The following is a 24,935-nucleotide window of genomic DNA, read 5'->3' as shown; positions in this document are numbered from 1 at the left end:
TGAGACCGGCTGGCAGCAAATCTGTTATTACCACACCTGTTGCACTATCAGGCCCATTATTTGTGAGAGTGACGGTGATAGTTATAGTATCTCCTACATTCGGTGTTGCGTTATTCACAGTATTTGTGATGGAGAGATCTGCCTGTTGGGGAACAGTTACAGAACAGTCGCTGCGAGATGAGACAGGGATGTTGTTTGGATCGCCAGAGTAGGATACAACCCATTGATAGATGCCGGCTATCGGTTCAGTGGTGGGAAGAGTGAATCCTGTTGGAGTTGTATAAGTTCCATTTCCATTAACTGTGACTATCTCGGTATCAACAGTGGCTCCGCCGGGAGCAAGCAGATTGAACGTAAGCGTACCGGTCGGGTAATACCCTGAGGCTAAATTCGCGGAAGCCCCGAGCACTTGGGAAGACGATCCGATCATGACAGAGGTTGGGTTGGCACTGACTGCAAGGGTTGGCATCGCGGAGCTCACGAGAGTATGGCCTTGACCAGCGGCAGCAGCGTTGTTTGCATCCCCACCATAATATGCAGCCCAGGTATAGGTGCCGACTATCGGTCCAGTGGTGAGAAGAGTGATTGATGCAGTATATATCCCATTTTCGGAGACAGCATTGGTTTGAGTATATGAAAAGCCGTCGGGACCAGTTAGTGTAAACAGAAGACTGCCTGTAGGGGGGGCGGACGCGTCCCCCCCACTTAAAATCGCGCTCGCAGAGAGCGTTACGGTGCCGCCGCTGGGCAGCGTTACGTTAGGGCTTGCAGCAATAACAAGTGTCGGTTGAACAGTTGCAAAAACTTTCCCAGTGCAAGGGAATGCCATAGAAAGCATAATTATGAATACAAGTATTTTTCGTAACCTCATAGTTGTTTTAAGCAGTTTTCTTTTAATCCCCATAATAATTCCGCCTTTTTCAATGTGGTATATACTCTCCTAGTCAAGAAGCTTGATTCTTCAGTAAATAATTATCACCAGTTCCGCAACATTATCCTTCCTTCCCCCAACGGAGAAAACCTCCTATTATTCGACTCTACAAGGCATTATAGAGCGAATCATAGGAGATTGTCGTCCTACTAAAGTAGTACGCGGTAAAAAACAAAGAAAGTGAACAATACGGCACGCTTCCCGGTTTGTTAATCCATCAATTCGGAACGATAGCGGAGGGAGCACGGCATGGAAATCTACTGTTAATATTGTCATCGTCAATTGAGGCATCGGCAGCAAGTTAATTTCCAATGTTTTCTAAAAAAACTTGACTCTCACGTATACTGGAGACTATATACTTGTTGTTGAGAGGTGGGGGCATTATGTACAGCATTGGTGAATTGTCCAAGAATACAAATATATCTATAAGGACACTGAGATATTATGATGAGATCGGTTTATTAAAGCCTGCCAAAGTAGCTGATTCGGGCTACAGGTACTATTCAAATGAGGAGATTAGAGTGCTCCAACATATAGCTGCATTGAAGGAGCTGGGCTTTACGCTGGCGTCCATCAAGGAAATGTTATCTACAGGGAAGGAATCACAGGAGCACTGTTGGAGAACTTATCTGGATTTTGAGCTAGCAGCGGTTAAGGAAGAAAAGAATCGTTTGGATGAGATGGAGAAGCTGTTGCAGATAGCAAGGCATGCTTTTGAAATGAAAGGAGAGATCGAAGCGGAGGATATCTTTCTTTTCATCAGGGCGCTTCGGTCTCCTTCCGAGACTAGAGAAACGTTTCTTGCTCAGCACTTTTCGGATGAGGAAATTAAGATTATTAAAGACTTGCCGGATTTGAGCTCAAACGATCCACGAAACATGGAGTGGGCGAAGCTGATTCGAAAGGTCAAGGCGAGTATGCACGAACCTCCTTCCTCTATCATTTCTCAGAAGCTTGCAGCGCAAATTATTGAGGTTTCCACGGAATGGTTTCAGCATGACGAGCAACTCATTGATAAGTATTGGTCATTAATTCGCCCCGAAGAAGGAATGGAAACAAAGGTGTACGGAATGGATACCGAAGTAATGGATCATATCGATCGAATTGTTGATTATTATCTGCAGCTTTTACAGGAGGGAGATGGCAATGGCAGTTAAAACGGATAAGCGAATAAGTGAGGCAAGAGCATGGACTTATGTACTCTTAGGCGGAATATTGGAGATCGTGTGGGCAAGTGGCTTCAAATACGAGGGCATTCCCAGCATTGTCGTTCTTGTCTCCTTGTTGACAAGCTTTGATTTAATTATTAGAGCAACCAAGGCATTGCCGGTTGGAACGGTATACGCTGTGTTTGCAGGGATGGGAACTTTGGGGACTACGATTGTGGAAATCGTGATGTCTGGTGGTACCGTCAGTATGTTACGGATTGTTTTCATCTTATTGCTGTTAGCGTGTATTATTGGTTTGAAATTGTCGAGCAAAGGAAGTGGAGCCTGATGGATTGGATGGTGCTTATTGCGGCTGGATTGCTGGAGGTTATCGGGGTAATCGGTATTAAACGCGTAGCAATAAATAATAACTGGACCAATAACATCATCCTCATAGGCGGGTTCTTCCTCAGCTTCAAACTTCTTGTCGGGGCAATGGGAACAATACCGCTGGCGACTGCTTATGCAGTTTGGACAGGAATTGGAACAGTGGGAGCTGCTATTGTTGGAATGATATTTTTTAAGGAGTCAAAAAGCTGGCTTCGTATCGGCTGTATTCTTGGAATTATTTGTGCCGTTGTTGGCTTGAAGCTGGTCAGCTAAGCTTGGATTCCCCAAAGCCACTAGCAAAACTCGACTGCGAATTGTGTTGCACAGCCACGGTTCGCCTCTATACAAAAAATCCACATCCGAATGAGGTTGTGGATTTTGCGTTTCCGGGATTTATCTTTTAAGAATATTTTTTTAAATCATGATCTACCATCATTTTTACTAAATTCTGGAAGTCAATCTTCGGTTCCCACCCGAGTTCTTTTTTTGCTTTCTCGGGGTTTCCGAGAAGCAAATCTACTTCTGCCGGCCTCATAAATGCAGGATCCTGGACAACATAATCTTCCCATTTCAATCCAACATGAGCAAAGGCAGCTTCAACGAGATCACGGACGGTATGAGTCTTCCCAGTTGCCACTACGTAATCGTCCGGCTTTTCCTGCTGAAGCATGAGCCACATTGCTTTGACATAATCACCTGCAAAACCCCAGTCCCGTTTGGCATCAAGATTTCCAAGGCGAAGCTCCGTTTGAAGGCCAAGTTTAATTCTCGCTACAGCATCAGTTACTTTCCGTGTAACAAATTGGATCCCTCTTCGCGGTGATTCATGATTAAATAAAATCCCCGAACAGGCATACAAGTCATAGCTTTCACGGTAATTTACAGTAATCCAATGTCCATATACTTTCGCAACACCATATGGACTTCGGGGGTAGAATGGAGTCGTTTCCTTTTGAGGTGTTTCGATCACCCTTCCAAACATTTCAGAACTTGAAGCCTGGTAAAAACGGGCATCCTGCTTAACTTGCTTAACTGCTTCCAGCATTCTAAGTACGCCAAGACCCGTAATCTGTGCTGTATAAACAGGCTGGGGCCATGAATCTGCTACAAAGGATTGGGCACCGAGGTTATAAACTTCATTTGGCTTAGAAAGTTTCACAGCCTGTATCAATGATGATAAATCATCCAAATCACCGGAAATAAACTCAATTTCATTTTGTATATGTTTAATATTTTCATAGTTTTCTGTGGATGTTCTTCTTTTTAAACCATATACCTTATACCCTTTCTCGAGAAGAAGATCTGCCAAATATGAACCATCCTGGCCGGTGATACCCGTTATTAGCGCTCTTTTCATGGATGTCCTCCTCTAAGCCTAACCTCACGAAAAAGTGAGATTTCCATAGTCACGACGGTTGTCGATATACTGGGGAATACCTAACTTTCTTAATACATCGCTAAAGATCACATAATCATATCGGCCACTTCCATCGTCATAGCTGACTTGATCCAGTACTTCATTCCGAACCAAGTAGGTGCAGTGAATAACTTCTACTACAATTAATCCTTTCATATGTCCATAAAAAATATCGAAATAATAATTTGATTGTTTATAATATCCGTTTTCATCCGTAATATAATGATAGTTCGCATAAAGACTATTTTGAGAATCGCTGTTTTTCAAGAGCGGTCCAATAACAGGCAGATTCGTATGGAGTAGAACTTCAAGTGTTTCTGGTATGATGAAGTTATCACAATCTACAACAAAATAGTGGGTCCCTCTTTCACGGGCCCATTCAACGGATTCTTGACGCAAACGACACAGTACTTTTAATTTTAGTGGATTCCAATCATGTGGAGCATATTCTTGAACCTGTTCTTCAACATCACTTGCATCGTAATAGATTTCGGAATACTTATCTTTCACTTTTGCAATCCAGTTTTCAAGTAATTCTGCAGTATGATCGTTATTATTATTCGTACGTATATAAAGCTTGATTTTAGAAGCAGGGTAGGTTTGTCTTTCAATTAAATCAAGATACTTTGGCAACACATGTGCTTTATCCTTAGCAAGGATAGCAATTGTGACAAATTCTAAAGATTCAACCATATAAGTCCCCTTTCTTCTTACTTATCATTTTGAATTTGTACAATGGGCTTCAATGTCTTCCCATTTCATAAAGATACGAACGATATCTTCCTCAATAAGATCTGTCCCTGCCTGTACTTCGATAAACTCTAAGTCGGTTATAGCTTTAATACCATGTAATGCTTCTGCTGGGATTTGTAACACGTCACCCTCTTGAATTTCAAGGATTTTCCCATTCAATACAAATAATCCTTTACCTTTGATAATGATCCAAACTTCACTACGATGGAAATGCTTTTGATAACTGAGATTCTGGCCTGCAGTTACGCCAATTCTTTTCGTTAACACTTCTTGTGTATCATTACATTTGGTAAAATCTAATACGCGATACCAGCCCCAACGACGTTCTTCATACATCGGTCTATTTTCGAAGTGATCAGCTATTTCTTTCACTCTTGGGCTTTCTTTTTTATCCGAAACAAGAATTCCATCAGGACTTACAGCGACGATTAAATCAGATAGACCTAATACCGAAACAGGTATATCTAGTTCATTTATGATATGGACATTGTTACAATCAGAACTCATAATTCCCTTTCCAATGATAGATGCGTCCATTTCTTCCGTAAGGGTATTCCATGTACCAAGATCTTTCCATGCTCCATTATAGGAAACGACAACAATTTTCTTTGTATTTTCAACGATTTCATAATCAAAGCTTCTTGCTGGTAAATGTGAATAGGTTTGTAACAAATCAGTATAGTTTAAGGTTATTCCACGTTCTTTCAAGCTCTGTAAAATATAATCTAATTTAAATGCAAAGACTCCGCTATTCCATAGAGCTCCTTCAGAAATGAGTTGCTTCGCCTGCCCATTAGTCGGCTTTTCTTTAAAACAACGAACAGCCTGAACATTTTTATCCTGTTCTGGCTTGTTGGGATTAGAAGGAATAATATAGCCATATTTTTCTGATGGAAAAGTAGGGTTTATTCCAATTAAAGCAAGATCAGCGTTGGAATCCTGTAAAATTCCTCCTAAATTTTTTGCTTGCTGAAAAAACTCATCTTCTACATAGGAATCAACGGGCATAACGACTACAATTTCATCCTCCGGTACATTTTTAACAGAATATAAATATACAGATGATAACGCAATTGCTGGATAAGTATCTCTCCTACTAGGCTCAATAACTAAAGGGACGCTTGTTCCTATTTGATTATGGATCATATCAATCTGTGATTTGCTCGTAGATACGATCGTACTTCCCGTTAGATTTGTGTTTTGAAGCTGCTGCCAAGTACGTTGAAGCATAGAAATTGGCCTATTCAGCTTTTTATCTGAAGGCAATAGTTTTAAGAATTGTTTTGAGCGTGAATCATTGGATAAAGGCCAAAGACGCTTTCCTGAACCGCCAGATAATAATATAAGATGCAGAATTTAACACCCCTCTTTTGATGGCACGCCTAGAAAACCATTGAAGTTTTCATTATCTTATGTGAACGGGGTAAAGAGGGTAAGGTATTTACGCCTAAAATGACTGGTTAAAATGAAATAAGGGCGGGCAGCTTTGGTTTTAGAATGCAAAAAGCGATGAGAAATAAAATTCCCATCGCTTTTGTGTTTGCTAAATATCCAATGCCTTGAGTTCTAATTTTACAGGGAAGGAATACCCCATTGACTCTAACAACTTCATAGCTTCCTTATTCTGTTCATTAACCAGCGTCTCAACTTCGTTTCGACCATTCTTAATATGATACTCAAAACCCTTCGCTATGAGAAACTTAGCCAACCCTTTATTACGCCATCGCGGAATGACGAATAACCTTTCAACTGCACCAGTTTGCCAACACATAACGCTACCAACAAGTTCATCGCCTTCAAATGCAGAAATGGTATGTAACTCTGGACCACCCATCATCCATTCCAACATATTTACACTTCTGTATACAACGCCTTGAAAGAATTGATTTTCTAATTCGGTATAGTTGATTCTTTCCTCTTTGTATTCCATCGGGTGGTATTGGACATCAACTCCAACAGGCATTCTGATTTCAGGTAGGGGTCTTTCAAGTGAACGCTGTGCTTTATAATAGGTTTGATAAGGGATAAAGCCTTTCTCTTTGCAAAAATCCCCGTTACCATAAAAGTCATTCCACGCGACCAACTTTGTTTTCTTGTTTGGATTACGCAACTTTTGACAGGTATCTATGAATGTAGGGAATAGAGCCATTCTAATTTCATCCATACGGTTCGAAGCTAATTCATTAGTGGGCATTTCGATTTCGAATACATCATGATCATCTGCTATTCCATGTCGTAAGTATCCCACACAAATTAAATTACCGTCCTCGTTAAATACACAACTCATTCTTTGATGATCGTAATCTTTATTATATTTGAAAAGTATCCAAGCTTTGTGACTTAAACTTTTAACTGCTTCCTCTAATTCAGAGCAATATGGATGAACTTGTAATGACATCCTAATGTCCTCCCCTGAAAGTTTTTTTCAATCATAGCAAAGGAAACAGTAGAAAAATATATAAAAAACAATTCAAATCATTTATTACACTAAAAATCACATCAGGGGGTCTGATGTGATTTGATAACCTATTTTTTTGAATAGATAATCTTTTTTATACTATCGATGGAAAGACAGAATTGAACTGAAAGTTCATCTATTGTTGCGCCATCGGTATATTGTTGGCGTATTGCTTCGTTTCTATGGCTCAACTGTTTGCGACTTCCTGAATTTTCGCCCCACTTCTTTCGTAGTACTTCAGGGGTTGGGATATAAACCATGCTACCGTGGGTATATTTCTGTATTTCCTTTAAAAGTTCTTCTGGAAAAATGATATCAGCGTTTATATATTTCATGATAGCTCTGCTCCTTAAAATTTATGTAAATTTTAGGATGCAAAGCCTATTCTATAAACAATTATCGCAGCACGCAGATAGTAAGGCGGTAAATAAACTTCTGGCTCCATACAAACAACCGCCGTTGTTTATAGATCAAGACTTTGCATGGAGCTAATCGTGAATTTTTCCATAATCTGATACATCCCTTTCAAAAAATAGTAAAGTCAACTATTTTTCCAAATATTACATTCGATCATATTTTACTGTTTTCTGCGCCCATTGTAAACGTAATACTATAAAGAAAAAATGGTTGACTAAAGGGAAAATATACCTTATTTTATTGATTGAATGGTTCATTTAATATTAAATGTAGAGTTAGGAGGACCAACATTGGTACCGTTAAATAATGAACAAATACTCCAGGTTCGAGATGAACGCAAGGAACAGATCATGAGAGCAGCCCTAAAGGTTTTTGCCGAGCGGGGAATAGAAGGATCGAAAATCAGCATGATCGCCGCGGAGGCGGGAGTCAGCCAAGGGCTTTTCTACCATTATTTTAAGTCGAAAGACGAGGCAGTCATCACGCTAGTGCAAATAGCATTAGAAGCATCCTATTCAGCAACGAAAAGTCTTCAAGATATGCCGATTTCCTCACTCGAGAAAATCAGATTCTTGACTCAATCCATTATTGAGGATGGGGGAAAATATTATTTCTTGTTGATTCATCAAGCGCGTATATCGGAAGATTTGCCGGATCAAATAAAAGTGTTTTTTTCCCAGTACTCCATGAAGGCATATGTGGACCTTATGATGCCTATTTTTGAGGAAGGTCAGCGAGAAGGTGTTATTGCGGCTGGTGATTTGGAGAAATTAATCTCAAGTTATTTTTCGATTCTTTCAGGGGTAATGGTTGTGAATGCAGGAGGGAGCAGCCTTTATACGATACCGGAAGTCGAAATGATTATGCGGCTTGTCACCAAGTAAGCGACTGGTAGTTTTATTAGATCAAAAATCATCGTTCAAGTAAGGTGGAGTTGAAAGCCATGAATGCAAATCAAAATCAGCGAATTCCCTATGCAGTTTTCGAGAATGAAATTCAATTACCGATCCTGGATATAACGCATCCTCTTTTTAACGCAAGTATTGATGAACAGGCGTATCATTTGAGTTGTCTGAAGTCAGCCCGGAGCATTGAATCATTAAAGAAGATGCCTGGCTTTATCCGGAATATCTTTGTGAAAATGTCGAATGTGGACAATTCCTATCTTAGCGGCATGCGTACATTGCTGTACAAGCTAGGACCTGACTTAAGCCGGGGGATCAAATTAGGTTTCCGGGACAAGTGGGCGATGAAGCAAACCTCTTTCATGGGACTTCGGATCAGGCTGAGGGATCTTTGCAGGCGCCAGTCGGATATATTGCTGCCCCAACTCAGGCAATTCTCTGAACGGAACCTTTGCCTCTTCAATATCGCTGGAGGGGCTGCTACTGACAGTATCAACACCCTGATTCTCATTCAGGAATCGGATCCGGAATTACTCAAGGGACGGAAGATTGAGATCAACATTTTAGATATCGATACCTACGGCCCCAATTTTGCACAACAGTGCATCGATGTTTTGAAGCAGCCTGGGGAACGCTTCCATGGTCTGGACATTACTCTCAATACGATTCATTATGACTGGAGCGGGCCGGAGGCGTTACTAAATTTGAGTTTGGAAAGATCCGGCTGGATTCAGCTCTGTTCATCGGAGGGTGGTCTTTTTGAGTACGGTTCGGATGCAGATATAATTGAAAATTTAAATTATTTCTTTGCCAACTCCCCGGCGGATGCTCGGGTCACGGGTTCATTAATTTTCGACCGGGCTCATGTGAATCCGGGATACCTGGGATTTACAGAGTTCATTGGCGTGCAGATCCAATATCTTGGGCTGGAAGGGTTGCAGTGAATTTTATCCCAAACCTCGTGGGTCTTGGAAGAATACCATGAAATTGAGACGATCTATCTTCTGTTTTCATTGAAGAAAGCGTGACTTAAATCAAAGATATCTAGAAAAAAAGCAGCTGATCATTTCTGATCAGCTGCTGCCGACTTATGCAACTACCTTATTTCTTTTCCGCTACAGCAAAGTAATTGTCTTCATCATCTGCAAAGTTAAAAACTCTGCCGGAGGGAAGTTCTACAATATCTCCAACCTTAATGCTTTTGTTCTTGAGATCGCCGTACAACGCATCGAAATTGTCCGTGTAATACATGAGAGATGGTGTTCCGAGATTCATTCCAGGGTTCATTTTGGCAATCAAGTCCTTATTATGAAGAACAATACTAGTTGCTGCACCCTTAGGAGCGACTTCAATCCATCTCATCGGACCGTTGGTTTCATCCGCGATGACCTCGAAACCGAGCTTTTCTGTCCAAAAATCTCTGGATGCTTCTTGGTTATTCACATACAGCATTACTTGGCCAATTTTGTTAATCATATCTTAAACACTCCTTTTTACTTAAGCGAATCCAGCAACTCGCCCAAGCGATTCCAAGTTTCAGTAATTCCTTGTAGCATGCCCATGTCCATGACGGTTTTAAGGGCTTCTGCCGATATATATTCTGAGCGACATACCAATCTAGTCTTGCCGCCTAGATCGATGAACTCCATCTTGATTAGGGTAGATGGCATAGACTCGTTGATATTGCCTTCGGCATCTGAGAAGTAATCGTTATAGATGAACATTTCAGGTTCGGCAATTTCCTTATAGACACCTTTTCCCCATGATTCCATGCCGTAAAATTCGCCTAGATTCTGATCAACGCACTTCATGCAGTAGTGCCACACACCGCCCGGACGAAAATCGACAGTACAAACAGGGATCTCCCAGCCTTTTGGTCCCCACCAACGCTTAAGATGCTCAGGTTCCTTAAACATCTGGAATACGAGATCTCGTGGTGCATCGAATACTCGCTCCAGCACCAGGACTCGATCGTTCTCTACGTTCGAAATTATTGCATTGTTTGACATTGTAATTACCCCTCCAATTTATATAACGTTATGGCCTTTCCTTTTTCTGCAGTTCACGCAAGTAATGGTCCAAGTTATCCAAGCGCTCTTCCATAATGTGCCGGAAGGACTGTACCCAAATATCCATCGCTTGGAAGGGCTCAGATCGAAGCTTGTAAATCCGACGATTCGCATCGACTTGTACTTCCACAATCCCGCTATCGTTAAGCACTTTTAAATGCTTCGACGCTTGAGGTTGGCGAATCCCCAATTGATCGGCGATTTCACCCACGGCCATAGGGCCGCCCTTCAACAGTTGAACGATATTCATCCGATTTGGTTCAGCTAAAGCACTCAGCGTTGTTATGTCCATCTCGGAATTTTTCATGACAGGTTACTCACCTCTGTTGTACTCTTGCTTATTCTTCTCCTGATAACATTTGTATCCCGTGATTCAAATATACAAAATAGGGAATATTCCTGTCAAGGAATATAAATAAAACGAACGGCCGTTTCATTCAACCTTGATCCTGTGTTGAGTATTTATCAACATAACGTTGAGGATAGGCACATTTTTTTAACATACGCATAACATACAGAAAGAACGTATAGAAGGAGATGCATTATGAGCATAGGGAGATTAATTACTATTGTTGCAATTGGAGTTGCCTCAGGTCTTGACCATAGTGGGTCTAATATAGCTTTAGCGTTAGGTGGGAACGCACATAAGTTATCAGAAAGAGAAACTCGGTTTTCATGGTTGTCTAATTTTATCCCTGCTTTAATCGGAGGATTTTTGGCAACGCTTGTGGCAGTTTTTTTTAGAAGCTTGTTTGCAATTTGATTTCGGTTCATCCAGAACGGTGAGTCTTTACCGGTGGTTACTGGATCACCACCGGTAAAGATATGCACTTTATTTCTAAGATGCTTTCCGACTTTTAGAGCAATGAAATTAATGAATTAGCCCCTTTTATTTTGAATATACATATAAGGCTGTATCTTGACAGGCGGTGGTGAATGAACAGGAAATGAGGGGGAGCCTAATTTATGCGGTTAAGCAAAAGCATACGACGGATCAGAAATACAAGATTTTCTAAGGAGTTATGGTTTTCTTTAAAAATCGTGATCATTTATATCCTTATTGGAATCCTTTATATTGTTCTCTCGGATGCCGCCTTGTTTAGGATTGTCTCTGTTGATTTGTTTTTTCGATTCAATATTTTGATGGACTCATTTTTTGTAATCGTAACAGCATTAATACTGCATTCGTATATTTATCATAGCTTAATTACTTTAAGGAACTCTGAGAAGGAGCTCAAAGCTACAAAAGAAACGCTTGAGTCATTTATTAATCATACAACGGACCCTATTATCATGGTCGATTTGCAAGGCACAATACTAAAGGTGAATAAAGCATTCGAACAAATGTTTGGCTGGGCCGCGGAGGAAATTGTTGGACGAGTATCACCTTTAGTCCATGATGAACTTAGGGATGAGGAACAGAAATTACGTCAGATTGTAAGTTCGGGAGGGCAAGTCACCGGGTATGAGACCATTAAAAAACGAAAAGACGGAAGTCAAGTTGATGTGAGTGAGACCTTCTCACCAGTTCGTGATGCGGCAGGGAATATTTATGCTTTTGCAAATATCATAAGAGATATCACAGAGCGGAAACGAGTGATGGAAGAAGAACGCAAACGTGCAGAAGAGGCTCTGAAAGATGCTGAAAAACTAAAATATATATATATGGAAAGAGAACGATTGGCTCGAGATCTACATGATACCGTAGCGCAGGATATTGCCTATGCTAATATGCAGCTAAAATTTATTACGAAACGAGTGGGTGTTATCGATACAGCAGAGCTTAGAAAATCATTGCATGCCATTTACACGGTTCTTGAACAGGGATTTTCTGAGCTGAGACAAACCTTATATAACATGAATCATGTTGCAGATCTGGGTACCTTTCTGCGGGATACACTGGATTTGTTCGAGAAACGAACGGGAATAGCGACCAACCTTCAATTGGAAGGTTTACCTGACAATTTGGATGTTCATTTTATTACACAAGTATCGAGAATTATCCAGGAAACGTTGAACAACATACGTAAACATGCGAATGCGACATGGGTTGATATCAGGATCATATATACAAAGACACAGTTGCAAATACAGATATCAGATAATGGTTGTGGATTCGATGTGAATGGCGTGGACAATAACCGTCATTTCGGTTTACGTTCAATTCGAGAGCGCTGCCAGGAGATTAAAGGGAACGCTGAGGTGAACAGCATAGTTGATAAAGGAACACAATGGACATTTGTATTCAACCTTGACCATTCGATATTAAACCAATTTCTCTTATGTGAAAAGTAATCCATTATTGAAATCAATTCATAGTTGAGGTGATGAAATGCCTATAAGTGTTTTGGTTGTCGATGATCATCTTCTGTTTCGACGTGGAGTTATAGGGATATTGAAAACAGTTGAAGATATCGAAGTCGTTGGCGAGGCCAGCAACGGTGAAGAGGCAATAAGAGTTGTGAAACAATTGCAGCCTGATGTCTTAATCATGGATCTTTGCATGCCTGTCATGAGCGGAATAGAGGTGATTCGTCACTTTCAGGACCTGGCTGTGGCAACTCGAGTGCTTATCCTGACGGTTAATGAGGAAGAGCGATCACTTTATGAAGCCGTGAAATATGGGGCTCAGGGATATGTCATAAAATCGATTGATCCTGATGATTTAGTAAATGCAATTCGAAGGGTGGCCGCTGGAGAAGCTGTTATTCCAAGTAACTTGGCCATCAAAATGATGCTTGAAATTACGAATCTGGAGTCATCTGCCGCTTCATTGATCGAATCATTGACGAGCCGGGAAATTGAAGTATTGCGAGAGCTAGGGATGGGGTTGTCAAACCGCGACATTGCAAGACGTTTGTACATAAGCGAAAATACGGTTCGCAATCATGTAAGAAATATTCTGGATAAATTACATATGTCAAACAGGGTGCAAGCTGCCGCCTATGCAGTAAGGGAAGGCATTGTCAAAGGGAATGAGAATCTGTGAACTGAAGTTTTGTATCCCCGTAACTCCAAAACATGTGGTTAATGTTGATCGTTAACCTCATGCTTTGGAGTTTTTTTATGAGAAACGCACCCGTCCATTATGGACGGTGAAACCGTTTCTTCTTATATAAAATGACTAGGAAAAAATAGTCTAATATCACTATGATGATCTATCCAATATGATCATGGTCTATTAATTACGAGTAATGTAGTCTATAAACACAAGGTTCTTGTTAACTAGTTTTAGCAGGAAAGGGTTAAATACCCAATTTAAAAATAAGGAGAGATGGTTCATGTTGCGATTCTTTAAGTCCCCCTTTGGTCTGATTCTTACTGCAGCTATATTAGCTCTTGCTGCATCGCCTGAAGCTAGAAAGAAGGCGCGTAGTTTGGCTGTCAAAGGAACGGCAAGTATTCTAGGATTATTCGATCGAGTTCGGGATTCGACTTCGGAAGTGCAAGAACAGTTGGCTTCTTTGGTCAAAGAAGCTCGTTCTGAGCAAAGCTTAACGGAAGAGCCAGAGATCAATCCTGAAAGTTAAACACAACAGTAAGGAGAGTTGCGATGTCTTACAAACCGTTTCATGATAGGTTCATTCGTACCCTCCCGGGAAGAGTCCGTATGGAAGTATTCGGGCTAAAGTATAACAGTAAAATAGCAAGCTTAATCATGCAAGAGCTGGGGCAACGAGAAGGAATCTATAGTGTTAAGCCTTGTTCGGATACGGGTAGAGTTCTTCTTACTTTTGATGAACAACGGATTTCCATGGATGACATTAGTCAAACCATTTGTTCGATTGAGAAACAATGGTTCTCGGAGTATCAGGTTGACAGTAAGACAACGATTCCTCCGCGAATCCCATTACCTTTAGTACTATCTGTCGCTGGGCTCGGTTTTCTTGGGGGTAAACAGCTCCTGCTGGGGAGATCGGCTTTGTCAAGAAGCACCTCTTCCTTTATGTTAGCCGGGGCAGTTTCAATCATTGCGGGATATCCATTCCTTAAACGAGGTTTTCAACAATTGTTAAAGGATAAAAAGTGGAATGCGGATTTAATTCTAGGAACAGCCACATTAGCGCTTGCTCTAATTCGAGAGAACCTTGTCATTTTGGCCGGGCTAAGTCTACTGCAGTATCTCGAATGGAAACGAGGCCAGATAAACGGGAATGAAGGAAATCAGAAATCGCAAAGATCCCCTTTATCCAAGGAAATGCACACCTATAGCGAAAGGGCTTCGAAGTGGGGAATGATTCTTGGAGGGGCAACCTGGACTCTAACTAGAGATCCGCTTCGTGGAATGGCAGTTCTACTCGCGGCCAATCCCAGAGCAGCAACCGCATCTGCAGAATATGCCTGGAACCTGGCGGAACTTAAATCAAAAGAAAGAGGTTATATGATTCCTGATCGTGGATCATTATCACAGTTATCTCGTACCACAACCATCTTGTTTGAAGATACCTCTCAAATTTTTGATGAAGAAACACAAGACCTTCGCTGCGTCTCCTATTCAGTTGAAGATATTGAACTATGGTGTGCCGCTGCTTCGCTCATGAAAAAAAGCCGTCACCCTTGGAAGAAAGAAGTGGTCAGCAAGGCGGAACAAACCGGTCGAACCCTACGCACTGCTTTTCATGTGGAGGAGGAAGACCATGGCATGAAAGGAAGGCTTCAAGGTGCTGAAATTTTCATCGGCAGCAGAACATTCATTGGGCAACATCATTTGAATGCTGATGAGTACCAACTTGAAGCCAAAAGAATGCAAAGGGCGGGGTTCAATGTACAGTTTGTGTTCAGAAGGACGAACAATAATGACACAAAATGTCTGGGATTGATCATTGGTGAGCCGGCCCGGTTCAATACTGCATTCGAAAATATGGCGATGGTATGCGCTCGGAACAAATGGCGAATAGGTGTTCTACATAATAGTTTATTGATCAATAGCGAGAAACTTGCCGGTTATGGAGTTGATGACAGTTGGTCACATATCCAAGAAGGGCAAGTGATTGAACGAATCGCTGCGCTGCGGTCACAAGGGGAGGAGATTCTGCTAGTAACCGGAAATCGCAGCACTATTGCAAACGGTTACTTGCGAAATTCAGATATTCCAATCGTGTCCATGGTGCAGTTCAGGGATATACAACGGTCACTGGACTATGCCGTTCAAATGAAAGAGGTTGTCCATCAACATTTCCGTGTGAGTAAATTATGGAATGTAATCGGCGCTGTATTGGCGATTCCTTTTGGTATAGCTGCACCTGTCATCGCTCTAATGGCGAATTCGATTCTTCTGACGTTCTTGACGAGATCAACGCAGGCAAGCGATAAACTCGCGCTCACCTCTGAACCGACTGGACCCATCTATACGGCAGTTCAAGAAGTTGCTGCCACTTCAGAACCCGTTCTATGGCATAGCAGAACCTCACAGGAAATTATGGAGCAATTCCAAGTAGATGAACATCAGGGACTAGATGCCAATCAAGTTACTTTGATAAGGAATGTATATGGGATGAACCAGCTGCAGTCCAAACAGCAAATTCCCTGGATCGTATCATATTTTCGGCAATTTAAAGAGTTTACAACGCTTGTCCTTCTCGGCGCAGCGACACTAGCTATTGTTTCTGGAGGACTGTTCGATGGATTAGCCATGGGAGCCATCGTCCTTGCGAATGCCGCAATTGGAACCGTCCAAGAACGTAAGGCAGAAAAAGTGGTTGACGCTCTTAATCAGTTTCAGCCGTCTATGTGCAAGGTGATTAGAGAAGGGCAAGAATTGCATATATCGAGCGCAGAATTGGTCCCAAGTGATATTGTTTATCTGGAAGCGGGAGACAGGGTGCCTGCGGATCTTCGCATCATTCGTTCCTGGAACTTACAGGTCAACGAGGCGACGTTAACTGGGGAGTCTCTTCCGATTGAAAAAGGGCATCAGCCAGTTGAAGCGGATTGTCCGCTGCCGGAGCGTAATAACATGCTCTATATGGGTACATCAGTAACCCGTGGAAAAGCTGTCAGTGTCGTAGTGACAACGGGGATGAGAACGGAAATGGGGCACGTTATGTCCCTTATGAAGCAGAGTGATGAAATGGAGGCAACTCCATTACAAATGAAAGTAACTTCAATTACGAAAAAGTTCCTAAAAGGAGCAGCGATTGCAGGTGGACTTATGCTTGTAACCGGTTTACTTCGAGGCATCCCTGTATCCCAAATGGTTATGACATCAGTAGCGCTTGCAGCTTCTGCCGTTCCTGAAGGTCTTCCCGTTATGATTACAATCGCTTTAAGCGCCGGTATTTTTCGGATGACCAAAAAAAATGCAGTGATACGCAAATTATCCGCCTTAGAGACGTTAGGAAGAACAACTGTCATTTGCTCAGATAAAACCGGCACGCTTACCAAAAATGAAATGACAGTAAAAGTCATTGCTACAGTAAATCGTCTATGGAGTGTAACTGGAGACGGATATAACCCAGACGGATCGGTTGTAGAACGAATAACGGATGAAGTGGCTGTTACGACCATAATAAATGAATTGAAAGCGGATGAAACGAATGATCCTGTGGCTATTCAGCAGAACCATCATCCGGATTTGGAACAGCTAATTCGAATAGGAGTTCTATGCAACAATAGTAAGTTAGCAGAACAAGATGGTCGATGGGAGGTCCAAGGAGATCCGACGGAGGGAGCCTTATTATGTCTGGCAGCTAAAACGTCATCGCCTGGAGAGGATATAACAACGTGGAAACGCCATCATGAAATCCCATTTGATTCTATGTCGGGTAAGATGGTTGTGGTTTGCCAAAGTTCTGAGTGGGATCAAGACTATTATCTCTATGCCAAAGGTTCAATAGAAGCTATTCTTCGCGATTGCGAGTGGTACCAGGAAAATGGGGAGATTTATCCACTAACGGATGAACAAAAACAAATTATTTTACAGCAAAACGAGAAATTGGCCAGCGATGCTCTACGTGTATTAGGGTTTGCGTATCGCCGAATCCACTGGAATAAGAACATGGAAGAATGGATGGGGAACGACCTCATCTATGTTGGGATGGCAGGGATGATCGATCCGCCAAAACCTAATGTAGAACAAAGCATTCGTGAAGCTCACGCATTGGGTGTGAAACCGGTAATGATTACGGGGGATCATCCCGTTACGGCCATTGCGATTGCCAAGCAATTAAGCATTTGGGACGGGGATAGTCAAGTCTTAACAGGGGCTGAAATAGAGCTTTTATCTGATAAAGAATTGGCGGATAGAGTCATGGGCGTATCGATTTTCGCTAGGGTGACTCCTGAGCATAAACTACAAATTGTAACGGCCTTCCAGAATTGCGGACAGATCGTTGCTATGACCGGAGACGGTGTGAACGATACGCCTGCCATTAAGAAAGCGAATGTCGGTATTGCGATGGGACAAATGGGTACAGAAGTCACAAAAGAAGCAGCGGATATGATTTTGAAGGAGGATCATTTCGGAACGATTGTCGACGGGGTGAAGGAAGGAAGAACGATTATCAGCAACATTCGAAAAGCGATAGGTTGTTTATTAACAGGCAATTTAGCGGAGATTCTCGTCACCACTGCCTCAGTCATCGCCGGGCTGCCTATACCACTCGTTCCGATACAAATTTTATTGATGAATCTGCTGACGGATGCTTTACCTGCCATGATTTTGGCGGTTAACCCTGGAAATAAGACGAAACAGACCAAACGGCAAGATATTATTGATAAACCATTGTATCAAAAAGTAGTAACGCGAGGCGTACTGCTTGGCATTGGATCGCTCGGTGTGTTTGCATGCAGTCTTGCAGCCGGGGTTCCCGTTGCCGTAGCTCAGACAGCAGCTTTTGCGACTTTGGTCGCTGGACAATTAATTCAAACATTTTCCTGGAGACAAGAGGGCAACGATGAAACGGTTCGCGATTGGTCCAAAGATCGCTTCTTCGTCACCGCGTTAGGGTTCTCATGGTTAGCTCTGCTTGGCTGCTTGTACGTCCCTCCGATAGCTCGCGTATTCCATACCGTTCCGCTGACATTAAAACAATGGGTTCCAGTCCTCCTCGTAGCAGGTTCTGTCTCGAAGCTATCAAAACCTATTTTGAAATTTTTATCTGGTAACAAGATTGCTTCTTCTGCAATTGTTCAACAGCCAGGTTTAAAAGTCGCGTAGCTTATGCTTTCGATGCCAGCATTGCTGTGCAATAACCGAGGAGGTAAAGAGAATGATACGAATCGAAAAATGGGTAATCGGGGCTGCCTTGGCCGTGGCCATCCCCGTCTTAATTCCGGTAATTAAAGAAAGCATCTATCCACTTGCTGTGGCGGGTGTGAAAAAAGCGAAATCCTCTGTTCAACTGATCAAGGAGGAAATAGAAGACATTATTGTTGAGGCTCAATTTGAAAGAATGCAGCAGCAATTTGATCAAGAGCTTATTATCACGGATGAAAGAGGGGAATAAACAATGACTTCGGTAGAAATAGATCAAAATATCGACTTTCATTTGCAACAAGCCTTAAATCACTTAAATGAGGCTCTAAATCAGAGTGTGGCTGTGGTGGCACAAAATCAAGAGCTGCAAAAGGAAATAGGACAGAAGTGGGGGAGCTTTATCAACAGTTTTTTTGCTGCTGTTCGTGATAGTGGAAAGAAGAACCGGATGAACTTATTTAAATGGATTTCCCTTCCGAAATTTCTATAATTAATCAATAAATCAGATGGGAAGTGAAAGTGGAATGAGCGAAGTACATTCAGCTTTAGCCTCTCAAGAAGGAAATCTATCGGACGAAAGTATTTCCTTTAAAGAGAATGTGACAAAAGGCAAGACAGGATATAAAAGAAAGCTATGGCTGTTTTGGGCACTTTTAGGGCCAGGTATCATTTCTTCGCTGTCCAACAATGATGCCGGAGGAATGATCAGTTATACGATGACAGGAGCCATGTTTGGCATAAGCTTCTTCCTCCCTTTGCTATTCCTGCTCGCGCCAATTGACTATAACATGCAGGAGATGTCGATGCGTCTAGGGGCGGTAACCAAAACCGAATATAGACAATTGCTTCTTAACCATTTCGGAAAGTTCTGGCATTGGACCAGTGTGGCGGCATTAACACTCGCAAACCTGATGTACATAATCACCGAGTTTGTAGGAATGACCGCTGGACTTACACTGATGGGTCTGTCGCTATGGCTAGCTGATCTCATTAGTTTCGCCTTTGTCTGTGTTGTATTACTTTTTATGGGATACTGGTCAAAAGAACGATTAGGGATATTGGTCGGGGCAATCAATGTTGTATTCATCATTGTCGCCTTTATGTCCCATCCCGATCCGACTGAAATCGGAAAAGTATTTACAAGTTGGCCAGATGTATCATGGGATCTACAAGAAAATGGGGTCTTGATATTTATCTTGGCAACAATCGGAAATGCCATCGCTCCATTTATGTTGTATTACAACAATAACACGACCCTGGATAAAGGGTTAACCCGCAAAGATTTGCGGTTAGGACGGATCGACATTGGATTGGGTTCTCTGTTACAGCCGCTCTTTGCGGCGGCCGTCATGATTGCAGGTGCTGCACTCTTTGGACAGGTGGCAAATCTCGATGATTCCAATCCATCAGAATTAATTACCGCTTTCGAGCCGATTACAGGCCGCTTAGGTAGTATCTTGTTTGCTTTGGGATTATTTAATGCCGGTTGGCTTGCGGCAATCACCATTTCCTTTTCTTCGTCCTATACCGTTGCCGGAGCCTTTGGCTGGAAGAGGAGTCAAAACCATAAAATATCAGAAGCGCCAAAGTTCTATGCTTTCTATTTTGGCTGTCTGTTAGTGGGAGCCGTGGCTATTTTAATCCCTGACTTGCCGTTAAGTATGTTAGCTGTCTTTACTCAAATTTTTGCGATAATGTTGTTTGTTCCAGATCTGATCTTTTTAGTTCTGCTTACGGGCAATCGAAAGCTTATGGGGGAATACGCTAATCCTGGGTGGAAACGGATAGTTGGCTGGGGAATCGTATCGATATACTCGGCCGTGTCGGTTGTAACGATTATTTTCACAGTAATGGGTATTATGTGAGTCAAAAATTAAGCGGCCTTTGTCCTAAATTCCATTGGACTGAGGCCGTTTTATTTTGCTTGTAATCCCTTGACAAAAAAGTAAAGCATGCTATTATTTTATAGACAGACAGTCGGTCGATTAAAATGGAGGCACAAAAATGAGAGTTGTGAAAAAAGCAGAAGAACGCAAGAACGAAATACTTGATGCGGCTGATGAACTGTTTGGTCAGAAGGGCTTTGACGGTACAAGTACAAACGATATTCTCGAAAAGGTCGGAATTGCACGTGGGACATTGTATCATCACTTCAAGTCGAAGGAGGATATTATGGACGCACTAATTGATCGGTATAATGATCGTCTTTTAAGTGCGGCGCAAGAAATTGCCTTAGACAAAAGCATACCCGTAGTCGAGCGGATTATTCGCGTTGTTATGGCTCTGAATGTAAGTGGAGGAAGCAGCAAAGAAATTATGGAGCACATCCACAAGCCGCAGAATGCGCTGATGCATCAGAAAATACAAAAGGTCATCATCAACGGTATTACGCCGATCCTGGCGGAAATCATCCGCGAAGGGATAGAGCAGGGACTATTCAGCACGCCTTTCCCATATGAATGCATGGAAATGGTTGTGACTTATGCCAATACCGTTTTTGATGGTGATATGGTTCAAATGACGAATGAAGAGCTTGTTATACGCATGCAGGCGTTTGTTTTCAACATCGAAAGGCTGCTAGGAGTCGAAAGCGGTAGCCTAACGTACATCATGAAGATGTTTGGTGGTAGAAATGGAGGAAGCAATGAATGATTCAAGGAACCCTTTCAGGAGATTTCTTGTTTTATGGTCAGGACAGTTTATTTCATCGATCGGAGGCGGGCTGACGGCGTTCGGGCTTGGGATCTACGTATTCCAGCAGACGGGAAAGGCATCGGCAATGGCGCTTGTAACCTTGCTGGCTTTTATGCCGTCGCTTCTCTTAAGTGTATTTGCGGGTGTGCTTGCAGACCTTTATGACCGCAGGCTTTTAATGGTTCTAGGCGATGGCCTTTCTGCATTGGGGCTTATATTTATTCTGATGTGCATGCTCAATGGAGAAGCACAGTTATGGCAAATTTGCGTAGGTGTTACTATAAGCTCGGTATTTTCATCATTACTCGATCCGGCATACAAAGCGACGGTTACGGATTTGCTTACCGAAGAGCAGTACTCCAAGGCAAGCGGTCTTGTCCAGGTAGCGGGTTCGGCCAAATTTCTAATTTCTCCGATCATTGCGGGATTTCTGCTCACCGTTTCGGATATCAAGCAACTGCTTGTTATTGACATTTGCACTTTTTTAGTTACGGTTCCTACAACTCTTGCCGTTCGTCGAGGTCTTGCTTCCAAGGCGAGTGAACAGGCCAAATCGTTTATTCGAGAATTCAAAGAAGGCTGGGGTGCCATTGCAGAAAATAGGGGCGTGCTTGTTCTTGTGATTATGACATCGGTGCTGACATTCTTCCTAGGAGTAATTGAAACACTCTCCATACCAATGCTGCTTGCTTTTACGAACAGCACCGTCGTAGGGACGGTCGAGACCATTGTCGCTACGGGCATGCTTGTATCCAGCGTATTCATCGGATTTCTTCCGATAAAAAAGGGTTATGTAAAACTTCTTTCGATTTCATTGTTTTTCGTAGGATTGTTTATGGCGGTGTTCGGATTACGTGAAAATATTGTTTTGATCTGTATTTCGGGTTTTCTCTTTTTTTCAATGATGCCATTTGCCAACGTAAGCTTAGATTTTCTTTGTCGCACAAACATTGATAATTCCGTTCAGGGCAGAGCGTGGTCACTTATAGGGTTAATATCACAGCTTGGATTTGTTGCCGCTTATGGATTTTCGGGTGTGCTTGCGGATTATGTGTTCACTCCTTTGTTAGTTGAAGGCGGAGTACTTGCTGACAGTGTGGGACAGATCATCGGTACGGGCAGTGGTAGAGGAACGGGATTACTAATTATTATCGCTGGGATTTTGTTATGTGTTACTGCAATCATTTTGTACAATTTGAAATCGGTGAAAAGGCTTGAAGACAGAGGTGACTTATGTATTACAAAATAATTCGCAATGATATTCGGAAAAGCAAAGCATTAACGCTAACAACAACGATATTTGTCGCTGCCGCAGCCATGCTTGTTGCGCTTGCCGCGATCCTTATCGTCAATCTTTCAGGAGCTCTTAATGAACTCATGACTACGGCGAAAACGCCGCATTTGATGCAGATGCATGCAGGTGAGATCGATTCTGAGCGACTACAGGCTTTTGCTGAGCACAATAGCAATGTCGATGAATTTCAGGTGGTTGAATTCCTCAACATGGACGGTTCGCAAATTCGATTTGGCGACCGATCGCTTGCCAGTAGTGTTCAGGACAACGGGTTCAGTATACAAAACAAAAAGTTCGATTATCTCCTTGATCTTGACGGTAGTGTTATAAACGTATCCGACGGGGAGCTATATGTTCCCATCAGCTACAAAAAGGACGGCATTACAAAGGTTGGCGATAAGGCGATCATAAGCGGGAAGGAATTTACGGTTACGGGTTTTCTTCGTGATTCGCAAATGAATTCCATGCTTGCCTCTTCCAAGAGGTTTCTGATCAGTAAACATGATTTTGAGGAGCTTGAAAATTTAGGAAATATTGAGTATCTGATTGAGTTTAGATTAAAGGATTTATCGAAGCTTAGCGAATTCGAAACGGCATATACTTCAGCAGGTCTAGAAATGAACGGACCAACAATTACATATCCACTTTTCAAAATGCTTAATGCGCTTTCCGACGGAATGATGATAGGGGTTATCCTTCTTGTCAGCGTGCTTGTCGTTGTAATCGCATTGATGTGCATACGATTTACGCTTCTTGCGAAGGTCGAAGATGAGTACCGCGAAATTGGCGTTATGAAGGCAATTGGATTGCGGATTTCTGACATAAAGAGAATTTATCTTGCTAAGTATGCAGCGATTGCCGCGGCGGGTTGTATGGTCGGTTTCGCGCTTTCTTTTGTATTCAAAGGCATGCTTCTTGAAAATATCCGACTTAATTTGGGTAAAAGCGACAATTCCTCTTTTGCCTTGTTGTTTGGAATCATCGGCATCCTGCTTGTATTCCTTGCAATCATAGCCTATGTAAGTGGAGTGTTGAGACGTTTTCGTAAAATATCTGCTGCCGAAGCCATCCGCTTTGGCACTTCGCAGGAAAAAGCCGCGGGCGCAAAGCGCTTTAACCTAAGCAGTAACAGGCTGCTAAGCACGAATGTTTTTCTCGGTGTCAAAGATGTTCTCGCACGGAAAAAACTTTACGCGACAATGCTTGTGGTGTTGATGATTTCGGCATTTATCATTATTGTTCCGCAGAATCTGCACAACACGATTTCCTCCAAAAGCTTCACCAAATATATGGGGATCGGTAATAGCGATATGCGTATAGATATTCAGCAGACCGACAATATGTCTGATAAAGCTGATGAAATTATAAAAACGATGAGTAGCGACAGCACCATTGCCAAGTATACCGTGTTTACAACAAAAACATTCAAAACAAAGACGGGGGACGGTTCGGAGGAAAGGTTGAAAATAGAGCTCGGCGACCATTCCATATTCCCTGTAGAATATTCCGAGGGCAGAGCACCCACTGCAGACAACGAAATTGCACTTTCGGCTATGAACGCGGGTGAGCTCGGAAAAAAGGTCGGCGATATCATTACACTGACGATTGAGGGGAAGGAACGAAACCTCACGGTAAGCGGCATTTATTCGGACATTACGAATGGAGGTAAAACCGCAAAAGCTGTGTTCACCGACCATTCGGCGAAGATCATGTGGTATGTGATCAGTGCGGAGCTTTCGGATCCATCTCTTACCGCCAGCAAGGTTGCGGAATATGCGAACAGATTTGATTTTGCGAAGGTTTCGGACATTGATGAATATATGGCACAGACATTCGGCTCAACCATACGCTCCGTGGGAATGGCATCGAAATCGGCAATTGTCGTCGCGCTGTTGATTACGGTATTGGTTACGCTGTTGTTTATGAAAATGCTTGTCGCAAAAGACAGATATTCTATTGCCGTCATGAAAGCGTTCGGTTTCACCAACTCGGATATGAAGACGCAGTATATTTCGCGTTCGGTATTCGTCCTGATTGTCGGAATTGTTCTCGGTACGCTTTTGGCTAACACTCTCGGGGAAATGCTGGCTGGAGCGGCGATCTCATCATTTGGCGCGTCTAAGTTTCATTTTACGGTCAATCCGCTTTCTGCGTATCTGTTCAGTCCGCTCCTAATGATAGGCTCGGTACTGATCGCAACAATTATCGGCACTTCACGCGCAGGACAAATCAAAATTTCCGAACATATAAAGGAGTAGGCAT

Annotated in this window: 25 protein-coding genes; 16 read left to right on the top strand and 9 right to left on the bottom strand. The window is 42.4% G+C overall.

Annotated elements, in window-relative coordinates:
* A partial coding sequence (locus E0485_RS17340; RefSeq protein ID WP_132419342.1) for a DUF11 domain-containing protein occupies positions 1 to 904 on the bottom strand: 904 nt, incomplete at its 3' end.
* 410 nt (positions 905 to 1,314) lie between these two features.
* On the opposite strand from E0485_RS17340, the gene E0485_RS17335 reads away from it, so the two are divergent.
* Genes E0485_RS17335 through E0485_RS17325 form a run of 3 tightly spaced genes read left to right on the top strand, consistent with a single transcriptional unit; the run spans position 1,315 to position 2,742 of the window.
* Positions 1,315 to 2,088 (top strand): MerR family transcriptional regulator, encoded by a 774-nt coding sequence (locus E0485_RS17335; protein WP_132419341.1) that lies wholly within the window; start codon positions 1,315 to 1,317, stop codon positions 2,086 to 2,088.
* Positions 2,078 to 2,428, top strand: a complete 351-nt coding sequence (locus E0485_RS17330) for a DMT family transporter (protein WP_132419340.1) — start codon at positions 2,078 to 2,080, stop codon at positions 2,426 to 2,428. Before E0485_RS17335 ends, E0485_RS17330 begins: the two co-directional genes overlap by 11 nt.
* Positions 2,428 to 2,742: a DMT family transporter gene (locus E0485_RS17325; RefSeq protein ID WP_132419339.1), complete on the top strand. Its 315-nt coding sequence runs from the start codon at positions 2,428 to 2,430 to the stop codon at positions 2,740 to 2,742. Before E0485_RS17330 ends, E0485_RS17325 begins: the two co-directional genes overlap by 1 nt.
* A 127-nt stretch (positions 2,743 to 2,869) precedes the next feature.
* On the opposite strand, the gene gmd is transcribed toward E0485_RS17325, so the two are convergent.
* The 5 genes from gmd to E0485_RS17300 all read right to left on the bottom strand — a co-directional run bounded on the left by gmd (position 2,870) and on the right by E0485_RS17300 (position 7,432).
* On the bottom strand, positions 2,870 to 3,826 hold the full coding sequence (gene gmd / locus E0485_RS17320; protein WP_132419338.1) for a GDP-mannose 4,6-dehydratase: 957 nt from the start codon (positions 3,824 to 3,826) through the stop codon (positions 2,870 to 2,872).
* Positions 3,827 to 3,850: 24 nt separating this feature from the next.
* Complete coding sequence (locus tag E0485_RS17315; protein WP_132419337.1) at positions 3,851 to 4,579, bottom strand: hypothetical protein; 729 nt, start codon at positions 4,577 to 4,579, stop codon at positions 3,851 to 3,853.
* A 24-nt stretch (positions 4,580 to 4,603) separates the two neighbouring features.
* Positions 4,604 to 5,992, bottom strand: coding sequence for a sugar phosphate nucleotidyltransferase (locus E0485_RS17310; RefSeq protein ID WP_132419336.1), 1,389 nt, complete (start codon positions 5,990 to 5,992; stop codon positions 4,604 to 4,606).
* Positions 5,993 to 6,182: 190 nt separating this feature from the next.
* Positions 6,183 to 7,037, bottom strand: a complete 855-nt coding sequence (locus E0485_RS17305) for a GNAT family N-acetyltransferase (protein WP_132419335.1) — start codon at positions 7,035 to 7,037, stop codon at positions 6,183 to 6,185.
* Between the two features lie 128 nt (positions 7,038 to 7,165).
* Positions 7,166 to 7,432, bottom strand: a complete 267-nt coding sequence (locus E0485_RS17300; protein WP_132419334.1) for a CD3324 family protein — start codon at positions 7,430 to 7,432, stop codon at positions 7,166 to 7,168.
* A gap of 372 nt (positions 7,433 to 7,804) precedes the next feature.
* Here E0485_RS17300 and E0485_RS17295 point away from each other — a divergent pair, with 372 nt between their 5' ends.
* The gene (locus E0485_RS17295) at positions 7,805 to 8,398 is read left to right on the top strand and encodes a TetR/AcrR family transcriptional regulator (protein WP_132419333.1); all 594 of its coding nucleotides are present in this window, start codon (positions 7,805 to 7,807) and stop codon (positions 8,396 to 8,398) included.
* Between the two features lie 59 nt (positions 8,399 to 8,457).
* Entirely contained in the window at positions 8,458 to 9,363 is a 906-nt protein-coding gene (locus tag E0485_RS17290; RefSeq protein WP_235857611.1) for a hypothetical protein, read from the top strand.
* 157 nt (positions 9,364 to 9,520) lie between these two features.
* Here the strand turns inward: E0485_RS17290 and E0485_RS17285 are convergent, their stop codons facing one another.
* The 3 genes from E0485_RS17285 to E0485_RS17275 are packed head-to-tail and all read right to left on the bottom strand — an operon-like array spanning position 9,521 to position 10,795.
* The gene (locus E0485_RS17285) at positions 9,521 to 9,895 is read right to left on the bottom strand and encodes a VOC family protein (RefSeq protein ID WP_132419332.1); all 375 of its coding nucleotides are present in this window, start codon (positions 9,893 to 9,895) and stop codon (positions 9,521 to 9,523) included.
* Positions 9,896 to 9,912: 17 nt separating this feature from the next.
* The gene (locus E0485_RS17280) at positions 9,913 to 10,428 is read right to left on the bottom strand and encodes an SRPBCC domain-containing protein (protein ID WP_132419331.1); all 516 of its coding nucleotides are present in this window, start codon (positions 10,426 to 10,428) and stop codon (positions 9,913 to 9,915) included.
* A 28-nt stretch (positions 10,429 to 10,456) separates the two neighbouring features.
* Positions 10,457 to 10,795, bottom strand: coding sequence for an ArsR/SmtB family transcription factor (locus tag E0485_RS17275; RefSeq protein WP_132419330.1), 339 nt, complete (start codon positions 10,793 to 10,795; stop codon positions 10,457 to 10,459).
* A 237-nt stretch (positions 10,796 to 11,032) separates the two neighbouring features.
* Between E0485_RS17275 and E0485_RS17270 the strand changes: the two genes are divergently transcribed.
* The 11 genes from E0485_RS17270 (at position 11,033) to E0485_RS17220 (ending at position 24,931) form a co-directional block, all read left to right on the top strand.
* Positions 11,033 to 11,251 (top strand): hypothetical protein, encoded by a 219-nt coding sequence (locus E0485_RS17270; protein ID WP_132419329.1) that lies wholly within the window; start codon positions 11,033 to 11,035, stop codon positions 11,249 to 11,251.
* 203 nt (positions 11,252 to 11,454) lie between these two features.
* Positions 11,455 to 12,783 carry a PAS domain-containing sensor histidine kinase gene (locus E0485_RS17265; protein WP_132419328.1) on the top strand — a complete coding sequence of 443 codons (1,329 nt, stop codon included), beginning with the start codon at positions 11,455 to 11,457 and terminating at the stop codon, positions 12,781 to 12,783.
* Between the two features lie 37 nt (positions 12,784 to 12,820).
* Positions 12,821 to 13,477, top strand: coding sequence for a response regulator (locus E0485_RS17260; RefSeq protein ID WP_132419327.1), 657 nt, complete (start codon positions 12,821 to 12,823; stop codon positions 13,475 to 13,477).
* 292 nt (positions 13,478 to 13,769) lie between these two features.
* A complete protein-coding gene (locus tag E0485_RS17255; protein ID WP_132419326.1) occupies positions 13,770 to 14,018 on the top strand; it encodes a hypothetical protein in 249 nt (82 codons plus the stop codon).
* Positions 14,019 to 14,041: 23 nt separating this feature from the next.
* On the top strand, positions 14,042 to 18,646 hold the full coding sequence (locus tag E0485_RS17250; protein WP_132419325.1) for a cation-translocating P-type ATPase: 4,605 nt from the start codon (positions 14,042 to 14,044) through the stop codon (positions 18,644 to 18,646).
* Positions 18,647 to 18,698: 52 nt separating this feature from the next.
* Entirely contained in the window at positions 18,699 to 18,935 is a 237-nt protein-coding gene (locus E0485_RS17245; protein WP_132419324.1) for a DUF5132 domain-containing protein, read from the top strand.
* A 3-nt stretch (positions 18,936 to 18,938) separates the two neighbouring features.
* Positions 18,939 to 19,175, top strand: coding sequence for a hypothetical protein (locus tag E0485_RS17240; RefSeq protein ID WP_132419323.1), 237 nt, complete (start codon positions 18,939 to 18,941; stop codon positions 19,173 to 19,175).
* Between the two features lie 34 nt (positions 19,176 to 19,209).
* Positions 19,210 to 20,550, top strand: coding sequence for an NRAMP family divalent metal transporter (locus E0485_RS17235; protein WP_132419322.1), 1,341 nt, complete (start codon positions 19,210 to 19,212; stop codon positions 20,548 to 20,550).
* A 139-nt stretch (positions 20,551 to 20,689) separates the two neighbouring features.
* Complete coding sequence (locus E0485_RS17230) at positions 20,690 to 21,337, top strand: TetR/AcrR family transcriptional regulator (protein WP_132419321.1); 648 nt, start codon at positions 20,690 to 20,692, stop codon at positions 21,335 to 21,337.
* A complete protein-coding gene (locus tag E0485_RS17225) occupies positions 21,330 to 22,628 on the top strand; it encodes an MFS transporter (protein WP_132419320.1) in 1,299 nt (432 codons plus the stop codon). Before E0485_RS17230 ends, E0485_RS17225 begins: the two co-directional genes overlap by 8 nt.
* Positions 22,613 to 24,931, top strand: a complete 2,319-nt coding sequence (locus E0485_RS17220) for an ABC transporter permease (protein ID WP_132419319.1) — start codon at positions 22,613 to 22,615, stop codon at positions 24,929 to 24,931. Before E0485_RS17225 ends, E0485_RS17220 begins: the two co-directional genes overlap by 16 nt.
* The last annotated feature ends 4 nt before the right edge of the window (positions 24,932 to 24,935 follow it).

Origin of the sequence: Paenibacillus albiflavus, assembly GCF_004344915.1 — a bacterium.
Classification (GTDB): Bacteria; Bacillota; Bacilli; order Paenibacillales; family NBRC-103111; genus Paenibacillus_AM; species Paenibacillus_AM albiflavus.
The sequence above is the reverse complement of the archived record's forward strand: the minus strand, read 5'-3'. Positions and strand labels throughout refer to the sequence as shown.

What these genes read in the sequence shown, in the direction of transcription:
- E0485_RS17250 (WP_132419325.1), top strand. Translation starts at nt 14,042, where the DNA reads ATGTCTTACAAACCGTTTCATGATAGGTTCATTCGTACCCTCCCGGGA.
- E0485_RS17220 (WP_132419319.1), top strand. Translation starts at nt 22,613, where the DNA reads ATGTATTACAAAATAATTCGCAATGATATTCGGAAAAGCAAAGCATTA.
- E0485_RS17275 (WP_132419330.1), bottom strand. Translation starts at nt 10,795, where the DNA reads ATGAAAAATTCCGAGATGGACATAACAACGCTGAGTGCTTTAGCTGAA.
- E0485_RS17330 (WP_132419340.1), top strand. Translation starts at nt 2,078, where the DNA reads ATGGCAGTTAAAACGGATAAGCGAATAAGTGAGGCAAGAGCATGGACT.
- E0485_RS17325 (WP_132419339.1), top strand. Translation starts at nt 2,428, where the DNA reads ATGGATTGGATGGTGCTTATTGCGGCTGGATTGCTGGAGGTTATCGGG.
- E0485_RS17315 (WP_132419337.1), bottom strand. Translation starts at nt 4,579, where the DNA reads ATGGTTGAATCTTTAGAATTTGTCACAATTGCTATCCTTGCTAAGGAT.
- E0485_RS17265 (WP_132419328.1), top strand. Translation starts at nt 11,455, where the DNA reads ATGCGGTTAAGCAAAAGCATACGACGGATCAGAAATACAAGATTTTCT.
- E0485_RS17335 (WP_132419341.1), top strand. Translation starts at nt 1,315, where the DNA reads ATGTACAGCATTGGTGAATTGTCCAAGAATACAAATATATCTATAAGG.
- E0485_RS17305 (WP_132419335.1), bottom strand. Translation starts at nt 7,037, where the DNA reads ATGTCATTACAAGTTCATCCATATTGCTCTGAATTAGAGGAAGCAGTT.
- E0485_RS17255 (WP_132419326.1), top strand. Translation starts at nt 13,770, where the DNA reads ATGTTGCGATTCTTTAAGTCCCCCTTTGGTCTGATTCTTACTGCAGCT.
- gmd (WP_132419338.1), bottom strand. Translation starts at nt 3,826, where the DNA reads ATGAAAAGAGCGCTAATAACGGGTATCACCGGCCAGGATGGTTCATAT.
- E0485_RS17245 (WP_132419324.1), top strand. Translation starts at nt 18,699, where the DNA reads ATGATACGAATCGAAAAATGGGTAATCGGGGCTGCCTTGGCCGTGGCC.
- E0485_RS17285 (WP_132419332.1), bottom strand. Translation starts at nt 9,895, where the DNA reads ATGATTAACAAAATTGGCCAAGTAATGCTGTATGTGAATAACCAAGAA.
- E0485_RS17235 (WP_132419322.1), top strand. Translation starts at nt 19,210, where the DNA reads ATGAGCGAAGTACATTCAGCTTTAGCCTCTCAAGAAGGAAATCTATCG.
- E0485_RS17270 (WP_132419329.1), top strand. Translation starts at nt 11,033, where the DNA reads ATGAGCATAGGGAGATTAATTACTATTGTTGCAATTGGAGTTGCCTCA.
- E0485_RS17280 (WP_132419331.1), bottom strand. Translation starts at nt 10,428, where the DNA reads ATGTCAAACAATGCAATAATTTCGAACGTAGAGAACGATCGAGTCCTG.
- E0485_RS17260 (WP_132419327.1), top strand. Translation starts at nt 12,821, where the DNA reads ATGCCTATAAGTGTTTTGGTTGTCGATGATCATCTTCTGTTTCGACGT.
- E0485_RS17290 (WP_235857611.1), top strand. Translation starts at nt 8,458, where the DNA reads ATGAATGCAAATCAAAATCAGCGAATTCCCTATGCAGTTTTCGAGAAT.
- E0485_RS17240 (WP_132419323.1), top strand. Translation starts at nt 18,939, where the DNA reads ATGACTTCGGTAGAAATAGATCAAAATATCGACTTTCATTTGCAACAA.
- E0485_RS17225 (WP_132419320.1), top strand. Translation starts at nt 21,330, where the DNA reads ATGAATGATTCAAGGAACCCTTTCAGGAGATTTCTTGTTTTATGGTCA.
- E0485_RS17300 (WP_132419334.1), bottom strand. Translation starts at nt 7,432, where the DNA reads ATGAAATATATAAACGCTGATATCATTTTTCCAGAAGAACTTTTAAAG.
- E0485_RS17230 (WP_132419321.1), top strand. Translation starts at nt 20,690, where the DNA reads ATGAGAGTTGTGAAAAAAGCAGAAGAACGCAAGAACGAAATACTTGAT.